Annotated in this window: 13 protein-coding genes; 11 read left to right on the forward strand and 2 right to left on the reverse strand. The window is 28.0% G+C overall.

Annotated elements, in window-relative coordinates; all coding sequences use genetic code 11:
- The first annotated feature begins 252 nt into the window (after positions 1-252).
- From OC705_RS01835 to OC705_RS01885, 11 genes are all read left to right on the forward strand, one after another.
- Positions 253-630: a hypothetical protein gene (locus OC705_RS01835; protein WP_304514046.1), complete on the forward strand. Its 378-nt coding sequence runs from the start codon at positions 253-255 to the stop codon at positions 628-630.
- Positions 631-867: 237 nt separating this feature from the next.
- Positions 868-1161 carry a hypothetical protein gene (locus tag OC705_RS01840; RefSeq protein ID WP_304512664.1) on the forward strand — a complete coding sequence of 98 codons (294 nt, stop codon included), beginning with the start codon at positions 868-870 and terminating at the stop codon, positions 1159-1161.
- Positions 1151-1300, forward strand: coding sequence for a hypothetical protein (locus OC705_RS01845; protein ID WP_304512665.1), 150 nt, complete (start codon positions 1151-1153; stop codon positions 1298-1300). Before OC705_RS01840 ends, OC705_RS01845 begins: the two co-directional genes overlap by 11 nt.
- A gap of 492 nt (positions 1301-1792) precedes the next feature.
- On the forward strand, positions 1793-1915 hold the full coding sequence (locus OC705_RS01850; protein WP_304512659.1) for a hypothetical protein: 123 nt from the start codon (positions 1793-1795) through the stop codon (positions 1913-1915).
- A 67-nt stretch (positions 1916-1982) separates the two neighbouring features.
- Positions 1983-2480 (forward strand): MetQ/NlpA family ABC transporter substrate-binding protein, encoded by a 498-nt coding sequence (locus OC705_RS01855; protein WP_304512660.1) that lies wholly within the window; start codon positions 1983-1985, stop codon positions 2478-2480.
- A 45-nt stretch (positions 2481-2525) separates the two neighbouring features.
- A complete protein-coding gene (locus OC705_RS01860; protein ID WP_304512661.1) occupies positions 2526-2789 on the forward strand; it encodes a hypothetical protein in 264 nt (87 codons plus the stop codon).
- Between the two features lie 704 nt (positions 2790-3493).
- A complete protein-coding gene (locus tag OC705_RS01865; protein WP_304512662.1) occupies positions 3494-4129 on the forward strand; it encodes a MetQ/NlpA family ABC transporter substrate-binding protein in 636 nt (211 codons plus the stop codon).
- Positions 4130-4144: 15 nt separating this feature from the next.
- On the forward strand, positions 4145-4297 hold the full coding sequence (locus tag OC705_RS01870) for an aminotransferase class V-fold PLP-dependent enzyme (protein WP_304512663.1): 153 nt from the start codon (positions 4145-4147) through the stop codon (positions 4295-4297).
- A 786-nt stretch (positions 4298-5083) separates the two neighbouring features.
- Positions 5084-5356 (forward strand): hypothetical protein, encoded by a 273-nt coding sequence (locus OC705_RS01875; RefSeq protein WP_304514047.1) that lies wholly within the window; start codon positions 5084-5086, stop codon positions 5354-5356.
- 156 nt (positions 5357-5512) lie between these two features.
- Entirely contained in the window at positions 5513-6571 is a 1059-nt protein-coding gene (locus OC705_RS01880) for an aminotransferase class V-fold PLP-dependent enzyme (RefSeq protein ID WP_304512571.1), read from the forward strand.
- Positions 6572-6712: 141 nt separating this feature from the next.
- On the forward strand, positions 6713-7126 hold the full coding sequence (locus OC705_RS01885) for an iron-sulfur cluster assembly scaffold protein (protein ID WP_304512572.1): 414 nt from the start codon (positions 6713-6715) through the stop codon (positions 7124-7126).
- Between the two features lie 558 nt (positions 7127-7684).
- Here the strand turns inward: OC705_RS01885 and OC705_RS01890 are convergent.
- Both OC705_RS01890 and OC705_RS01895 read right to left on the reverse strand, forming a co-directional pair.
- Positions 7685-8803 (reverse strand): hypothetical protein, encoded by a 1119-nt coding sequence (locus tag OC705_RS01890; protein WP_304514048.1) that lies wholly within the window; start codon positions 8801-8803, stop codon positions 7685-7687.
- Positions 8797-8928, reverse strand: a complete 132-nt coding sequence (locus tag OC705_RS01895) for a hypothetical protein (protein ID WP_304512574.1) — start codon at positions 8926-8928, stop codon at positions 8797-8799. The genes OC705_RS01890 and OC705_RS01895 overlap by 7 nt, the downstream gene beginning before the upstream one ends.
- Between the last annotated feature and the right edge of the window lie 70 nt (positions 8929-8998).

Genomic DNA, 8998 nt, shown 5'->3' on the forward strand with positions numbered 1-8998 from the left:
CTTTTTAGTAGTCGTAAGGGTAAACCTAGATTTGGAATAATTTAGTTAATCGGCTTACCAGGAAGAGAGTTAATTACTCTTATAGGGCGAAAGAAGAAAGTAATTTATTATTTATTCAATGGTATCGAGAAAGAGGTTGATATATTGTGTCAACAACGGTTTCACCAGAAACTAAACTTTTCACGAACATCGAATAGAATTCAATATTGTTCATCAAATGGCTACTCTCTGAAAAGAGAACTCCAGCAGGGAATGAATAAACTTAATATAGGGTCAACTTGGGAGATTTCTTATCTTAATAAAAGGGAAACCCAATACGAACCATGGAATGTTTACTCTTGGGACAAAATTAAAAAAATGCGTAACTATAAGGGAAACCCGGACATTACCATAAATAGATTTATATTCCAAGGTCGTACCCATCTAACTGACCGTCTAAAAGCGGAACATTGTGAGAATTGCGACAAAACAACCCAACTTCAAATTCATCACATTGGGACAATTCGCAATGCGCATTACCAAAGTATCATGAATAAAAGAACAAAGGTATTGTGTAAAGATTGTCATCGTAAGGTAACAAATCAACAAATACAGGATATCAGAAAGAATAAGAACAATAAGAATAAATAACTAATCAACCGCGAGGAGAAATTAGTTCTCGAAAGAGAGTGAATTATGGAAAGCCGGATGCTGGGAAACTTGCTTGTCCGGTTTGGACGGGGGCTGATTGTAAATAAAGCAGCAAAGATAAATCGCTGAATAAAACGCAATTAATCTATTCGTATCAATATTATATTTATTATTAACCGTCATTAAAACAATTTATAAAACAAATTTTGTTTTTAATTTTTTAGAAAGAAAAAAAATATGAATTTCGCTAAAACAAAAGTAAAAACTATAAAAGTCGCTAGTCCGATACAAGCCGTACTAAATACTTTAAATAAAGCTAAAGAAATTTATTTTTCTCAAGGGATAGATTTGCATGTGATTAAAACAGATTGGACCGAAGAAAGCATTGATAAATTATCTGATGGTTCTATAGATGGATTAATTTATACTAATGTACATGTTTTTAAAGCTTATAATGAATTTTTAAAGAAACAAAATAAAGAATTATTTTCTTATATACAACCTTTTTATCATTCTAAATATGGTTTATAGGGCGCCAAAGAGACCTAAATATCGTGTCATTTTACCAATGACCAGTGCGATAAACACTGTAAGGCTAAGAACGGTTCTTGAATGGAAACTCTCAAGAATTACAGCAGTTCTTAAAAGCGGGTTGCGACGAAGTAGTTAGTCAAGAAGATACCGCCACCAAATGGTTCTAAGGATAAGCCTGTAATGGCCTAAGAAGATAAGTAGATGTAATCCATATAACCTGTCTTGTAAACTACTGTAAGCGAGCAGTCCAGAGTCTATCAATATATATATAAAGTATTGGATAGTTTATCAATTAACAAACCTGGAATCTCACCATTAATAAAATGGTTACTTCACCTAAGGAATCAAGGTAGATATTTAGCGTAACTTGGAGAATCCTAAAGGTCAGTTATTAAATTAACTAATAATGAGTTTAAAGTCATTAGGCCCAAGGATAAAGCGACTTCTTAGTAGTCGGAGGAGTAAAACTTGATCTGGAATGATAAAGAGAATCGTCCTCCCTGGAATAAGGTTAATCACCTTGATAGGGCGAAAGAAGTCAGTAATTTATTGTTTATTCGATGATATCAATAAGAATCAACAACTAACTAGTGGTGACACAACGTTAGTCCTCAGAAGAGGATAAATTATGGCAAGCCGGATGCTTGGAAACTTGCTTGTCCGGTTTAGATGGGGGCTGTTTGTAATAGCTATCAGAAAGATAAATTCTGAGATCGAAACGCAAATAATCTATCCATATTATAAATCGTAAAAATAAAAAAAAATTAACTAATTTAGAAACAGTTAAACAATATCAAAATTTAAAAGTATTATTAGCTGTGTCTTTCGCTTTTATTCAACCATGCGATATGTCTCGTTCACTTTTATTATTAAAAAATTTAGGACTAATTCACATTCCAGAACATATTATTAAAACTAAAAAATTAGCTATCAATTTAGAAGATATTAGTAATCCATATAATTTGCAATTTATTAAAACTTCACAAATACCTTATCAATTCGAGCAACCAGATGAATTTGATTTAATGGCTAATTGGCCAGCTTTTATGAAATATAACGAAGATTTTATTCGAATTGGTTCAAACATTTCAAATGATCAAGAGCCTAAAGATGAATTAGTAGAATCATATGCTATAGCTTTAATTTCGCGTCAAAGTAATGCAGATAGTCAAGAAATTAATTTATTAAAACAAATATTACAAAATCCAGAAGTTAAAAAATTTCATGCTAATCAAAAAACTAACGGAGAAATTGATTATGTAATGATTTCTAATCCTGAAAAACTTAAAGACAGAATTGTTAAAAATTGGTTATAAAAAAATATAAAAAAAATATATAAAAAGAAGAAGGTCCATTAAAAAATGTTTAATTGTAAATCATGCAATTGCGAAAGAGAATTCAAAAAAAATATCAAAATAGCTACTAATTTCCCATCTACTTTAGAAACTTTACAAAAAACTAAACATTTAATAAATCAAATTGGTTTTGAATTACAAATTTTCGACGAAAATCAACTAAAAGAAAAATATCAAGTAAATTGTAATGATGCTTTAAAAGAGGGAATTATTGATTTTAATATTGCTAATAATTTCCATACAATGAAGGCGGGCGCCCAAGAGGCTTAAATATCGTGTGATTTGACCAATCACCAGTGCGATAAACACTGTAAGGCTAAGAACGGTTCTTGAAAGGAAACTTTCAGGAATTATAGCAGTTCTTAAAAGCGGGTTGCGATGAAGTAGTTAGTCAAGAAGATACCGCCACCAAATGGTTCTAAGGATAAGCCTGTAATGGCCTAAGAAGATAAGTAGATGTAATTTGTAAACCTGTTTCGCAAACTACTATAAGCGAGCAGTCCAGAGACTATCAATATAAGGCTTTTGTATTGGATAGTTTATCGATTAACAAACCTGGAATCTCACCATTAATAAAATGGTTACTTCTCCTAAGGAATCAAGGTAGATATTTAGCGTAACTGGGAGAATCCTAAAGGTCAGTTATTAAATTAACTAATAATGAGCTTAAAGTCATTAGGCCCAAGGATAAAGCGACTTCTTAGTAGTCGGAGGAGTAAAACTTGATCTGGAATGATAAAGAGAATCGTCCTCCCTGGAACAAGGTTAACGACCTTGATAGGGCGAAAGAAGTCAGTAATTTATTGTTTATTGATAAATTATGGAAAGCCGGATGCTGGGAAACTTGCTTGTCCGGTTTGGATGGGGGCTATTTGTAATAGTTAATAGAAAAACAAATCCTATTAATAAAACGCAAATAATCTATCCATATCTATAACAACTATTTTATTCCTGAACCTTTAGAACGTTTAGAAATGATTGAACCTTTTTTTCATCCTAAATATGGTTTATATTCTCATCAAAAAAGCCCTTTAAACATTAAAAATTTAGAAGATGTCAAAAAAATAAAAAATGCTAGAGTTCTTTTTGCTCCGTTTAATGATTTATTTACAGCACCTTGTGATTTATCACGTTCATTATTATTATTAAGAAAATTAAATTTAATTAAAATTGATGAACAAATTATTGAACAAAAAGGATATAATTTATCTTTAGAAGATATTGAAAATATTTCTAACTTAAAATTTATTAAGACAGATAATATTTTTAAAGTAGCTCAATTATTTGATGATTATAATCAATATGATTTAGCTATTAATTGTCCAGGATTAATGAGAAAAAATACTAATTTTTTACGTTTAGGATCTATTGGTTTAGGCATTAACGAAAACGAAGAGCCAACAGATATTGTTTTTTCATCATATGCTATTATTTTAGCTGCTAAAAAAAATTATCAAAATAATCAAAATATTCAAGCAATGCAATGGTTTTTGAGAAATAAAGAAGTTCAAAAAACTTTATTACAAACAGGTCAACCTAATTATGACTATATTATAGTTAAAAATCCCGAACAACTTAAATATGATATCCTGAAGAAATTTGATAAATAAAAGATAGATATCAATATGGCTAATAAATTTCGTAATTATTTCCCTATTTTTAAAAAAAATCCAAATTTAATTTATTTTGATTCAGCAGCAACTACTTTAAAGCCACAAATGGTTATTGAAGAATTACAAAATTTTTATAACAATAATGGGGGCGCCAAAGAGGCCTAAATTTCGTACTATTTAACCAATAGTCAGGGCAGATAAACTCTGAAAGGATATGGTCGGTCTAACAAACGAAAGAATGTCAGATTAGAGCAGACCATAAAAGCGGGTTGCGACGAAAGCAAATTAGTCAAGATGATTCCGCCACCAAATAATTCTATGGAGAAGCCTGAGATGGCCTAAGAAGGAAAATTGATGTAATTGTTAAACCTGTTCCGGAAGTTGCTTAAACGGACAGTCCAGAGTCTATCGATACATACCATTAGTGTTGGATAGTTTATCAAATAAAGAAACCTGGAATCAGCCTCTTAACAAGAGGACACTTCCCCTAAAGAATTAAGGTAGAAATTTAGTGTAACTTGGAGAATCCTAAAACTAAGTAATTAAGTTTACTAATCCGGAAATAAAAGTCTGGATGGTCAAGGATAAAGAATCTTTTTAGTAGTCGTAAGGGTAAACCTAGATTTGGAATAATTTAGTTAATCGGCTTACCAGGAAGAGAGTTAATTACTCTTATAGGGCGAAAAAAGAAAGTAATTTATTATTTATTCAATGGTATCGAGAAAGAGGTTGATATATTGTGTCAACAACGGTTTCACCAGAAACTAAACTTTTCACGAACATCGAATAGAATTCAATATTGTTCATCAAATGGCTACTCTTTAAAAAGAGAACTCCAGCAGGGAATGAATAAACTTAATATAGGGTCAACTTGGGGGGATTTCTTATCTTAATAAAAGGGAAACCCAATACGAACCATGGAATGTTTACTCTTGGGACAAAATTAAAAAAATGCGTAACTATAAGGGAAACCCGGACATTACCATAAATAGATTTATATTCCAAGGTCGTACCCATCTAACTGACCGTCTAAAAGCGGAACATTGTGAGAATTGCGATAAAACATCCCAACTTCAAATTCATCACATTGGGACAATTCGCAATGCACATTACCAAAGTATCATGAATAAAAGAACAAAGGTATTGTGTAAAGATTGTCATCGTAAGATAACCAATCAGCAAATACATGATATCAGAAAGAATAAGAACAATAAGAATAAATAACTAATCAACCGCGAGGAGAAATTAGTTCTCGAAAGAGAGTGAATTATGGAAAGCCGGATGCTGGGAAACTTGCTTGTCCGGTTTGGACGGGGGCTGATTGTAAATAAAACAGCAAAGATAAATCGTTGTATAAAACGCAATTAATCTATCCGTATTATGAATATTCGTTCTTCTTACAATTTAGCTATACAAAGTAATGTTTTAATTGAGCAAACTCGAAAAGATATATCGATTTTTTTAAATTCTCGACCTGAAGAAATTATTTTCACTAAAGGTGCTACTGAATCTTTAAATATGATCGCTCAAATGTTAAAGCATTTGGTTAATCCTGGCGATGAAATTATCACTTCTGAATTAGAACACCATTCTTGTTTGTTACCTTGGATGCAAATAGCTGAAGAAAAAAAAGCTAAATTAATTTTTATTCCTTTAGATCAAAATTATAAAATTCAAGTAAGTAATTTTTGTCAAGTTTTATCAAATAAAACAAAATTTGTAGTTTTAGGCCATATCTCTAATACTTTTGGTGATGAAATACCTATTAAAGAAATTACTCATATTGCGCATAAAAAAAATATTTTAGTAATTTTAGACGCGGCACAATCGATAACACATTTACCATTAGATGTTAAAGATTTAGATATAGATTTTTTAGCTTTTTCAGCTCATAAAATGTATGGTCCTTTTGGCATTGGTATTTTATTTGGGAAAAAAAAATTATTAGAAAAATTACCTTCTCCTAATATTGGCGGAGGTAATATTTGCGAAGTTAATCATTATAATTTTATTTTTAATGAATTGCCAAATAAATTTGAACCAGGTACATTAAATATTGGTGCTATTTTAGCTTTTCGCAAAACTTTGAATTTTATTAAAAAAATCGGAATAAATCGGATTCAAAAACATACTATTGATATTATTAATAAAATAAAAAGTTTTTTAAAATTAATGCCTCAAGTTATAATTTTTAATCCTACTTCAACCAATATGATTTTATTTAATTTTAAGCAAATTCATGCTCATGATATAGAGAATTTTTTAAATCAAAATGATATTGTTGTTCGTACCGGTAAACACTGTGCTAATTTAATTATTCAAAAAATCAATCAAATTAGTACTATTAGAATTTCAGCCGGCATTTATAATGACGATCAAGATGTTAATCGTTTAATATCTGTTTTAAATAAAATTACAGATTTAAATAGCATTTTATAATTAAAAAAAACAATATATGATAGATTTAAATAAATTAATTTTGGTTATAAATATATATTTTTCAAAAACAAATCTAATCGATATCATAAATCAAGAAAGAGGTAAACGCTAATTTATTTAAAAGATGAAGACAAAAAAATAATGTTATATCATTTGAATAATCCTTGCAATCAAGGTTTATTAAAAGATAGTAATTATTTATATTTTCGTTATCATAATAATTATTGTGGTGATGCAATTGAATTACAACTTTATATTATCGATTCTCGGTTGCATAATATTCGTCAAAATACTCAAGCTTGTTCAATTTGTTGTATTTCAGCTAGTATTATGTCTATGATTGTAAAACAAAAAAATATTAAAGAAATACTAATGATAATTAAAAATTTTTTGGCTATGTTAAATAAACAAAAATTTGATCTTAGTAAATTGAATAAAGAATTAAAAATTTTTGAATTTTTTTGTGATGATCCCGGTAAAATTGCTTGTATTAGTTTACCTTGGAAAGCTATTGAAAAAGCTATAGAATCTTTTGGATACGAAAAAAGTTTATAAATCGATCATTAATCAATGATTTATCTAAAATTTAACTATAAATTATAAATTTAAATTAAAAATAATATTATTATATAAAAATTAAAATTGAAATATTTTTAAAAATCATCTAAATTAAAAAATAAATAGAGTTGATTAATCGATAAATATTATGTATTTTTATCGATTATCAGCACTTATTAAATATTAAAATGATAATAACGATCATTTATTAAAATCAAAAAACAATACAATTAATTAGAGGAGTAAAACTCAATTTGGAATAAATTAAGTTAGACTCCTCGAAAAAAGTTAACGATCTTGATAGGGCGAAAGAAGTCAGTAATTTATTGTTTATTGATAAATTATGGAAAGCCGGATGCTGGGAAACTTGCTTGTCCGGTTTGGATGGGGGCTATTTGTAATAGCTATCAGAAAGATAAATTCTGAGATCGAAACGCAAATAATTTATCACTGTTATATATAACTAATAAAAATTTTAATAAATTAAAATGAATATAATGTATAATATATAAAAATATTGTAATTTTACAATAATAAATTTAATTTACTCAAAAATTAATTATTGTTATTATCGGATAAATGAAAAGGAATTGTCACAACTCCTGCAATAACTATATTAGATAATGCTAAAGGATGATTATTATCATAATTATAATTCATTTCTATACCAGTTGAGGTTATTTCTTTTTTTAATTGAGCTGTATTACCTAAATAAGTATATTCGAAAATATGTTTATTAGGCCATATTTCTTTTATTAAATAACCATTGCTTTTATCAAATTCTTGAATATAACCGTGAGGAAAAATTATTTTAATAATATGATTAAGCGGATTGTTATCTAAATATATGATTTTTGTATCTTTAGTAACTCCTTGGTTATTAGTAATCTTTGTAATTTGATAATCTTTAGTAAAATCCATTTCAACTATAGAATTATCTGGTAACTTAATTTTGGTAATTAAATTATTTTCTAATTCCAAATTTGACTCTAAAGCAGATGATGTTATGATTATGTTATCTTTTGTTTTGATTTGAATCGGTAATAAATAATTATCATATTTTATAATAGAACCATCAGGTAAAATTTCTTTTTTTAATTTATAAAAATAATTTTGATTTATTTTATGCAATTGATATTCTATAACTGATTTATCTCTTAAAATATCTTGATCAATAAAAAACGAATGCAAACCGTAATATTTTCTTTTTTCACCCATTGGAAAAATAATTTTTTGTATTGTTTTGGTTTTAGGATTATATTCACTAATATAATCGTGAGAAATTTCTTGAATAATATCTTGATTATAATTATAGTTTCTACTTATACCATTAGAAAATATTTCCTGTATTTTATGATATTTATAAATTTTTTTTGTTTCATCGGGAAGATTTTCTTGTAATAAGTATTTATCGAACTGATAATCTTTATTTGGTAAATATATTTCTTTTTTATTATTAATAAAATCATAATAACAAACAATACCATCAGGATTAATTTTACGAAATAAACGTTTTTGCTGATCATATTCTTGAATAGTTCCGTCTACACAAATAATTTTTTTTAAATTATCTAAATTATTTAAATCCATACCAATATCTTTAGCTCCATCGATAAAAAAAATTTTATTGTCATATTCTTTTTTAATATTTGAATTAATTTTTTTCTTCAACAATTTACCCGTAATATATATGGATAGATTATTTGCGTTTTATTAATAGGATTTGTTTTTCTATCAACTATTACAAATAGCCCCCATCCAAACCGGACAAGCAAGTTTCCCAGCATCCGGCTTTCCATAATTTATCAATAAACAATAAATTACTGACTTCTTTCGCCCTATCAAGGTGATTAACCTTGTTCCAGGGAG

It is taken from the genome of Candidatus Phytoplasma fabacearum (genome assembly GCF_030586805.1).
GTDB lineage: Bacteria > Bacillota_I > Bacilli_A > Acholeplasmatales > Acholeplasmataceae > Phytoplasma > Phytoplasma fabacearum.

Bases quoted from the DNA above. Each gene is read 5' to 3' on its own strand.
- OC705_RS01835 (WP_304514046.1), top strand. From the start codon at position 253: ATGAATAAACTTAATATAGGGTCAACTTGGGAGATTTCTTATCTTAAT.
- OC705_RS01840 (WP_304512664.1), top strand. From the start codon at position 868: ATGAATTTCGCTAAAACAAAAGTAAAAACTATAAAAGTCGCTAGTCCG.
- OC705_RS01845 (WP_304512665.1), top strand. From the start codon at position 1,151: ATGGTTTATAGGGCGCCAAAGAGACCTAAATATCGTGTCATTTTACCA.
- OC705_RS01850 (WP_304512659.1), top strand. From the start codon at position 1,793: ATGGCAAGCCGGATGCTTGGAAACTTGCTTGTCCGGTTTAGATGGGGG.
- OC705_RS01860 (WP_304512661.1), top strand. From the start codon at position 2,526: ATGTTTAATTGTAAATCATGCAATTGCGAAAGAGAATTCAAAAAAAAT.
- OC705_RS01865 (WP_304512662.1), top strand. From the start codon at position 3,494: ATGATTGAACCTTTTTTTCATCCTAAATATGGTTTATATTCTCATCAA.
- OC705_RS01870 (WP_304512663.1), top strand. From the start codon at position 4,145: ATGGCTAATAAATTTCGTAATTATTTCCCTATTTTTAAAAAAAATCCA.
- OC705_RS01875 (WP_304514047.1), top strand. From the start codon at position 5,084: ATGCGTAACTATAAGGGAAACCCGGACATTACCATAAATAGATTTATA.
- OC705_RS01880 (WP_304512571.1), top strand. From the start codon at position 5,513: ATGAATATTCGTTCTTCTTACAATTTAGCTATACAAAGTAATGTTTTA.
- OC705_RS01885 (WP_304512572.1), top strand. From the start codon at position 6,713: ATGTTATATCATTTGAATAATCCTTGCAATCAAGGTTTATTAAAAGAT.
- OC705_RS01895 (WP_304512574.1), bottom strand. From the start codon at position 8,928: ATGGAAAGCCGGATGCTGGGAAACTTGCTTGTCCGGTTTGGATGGGGG.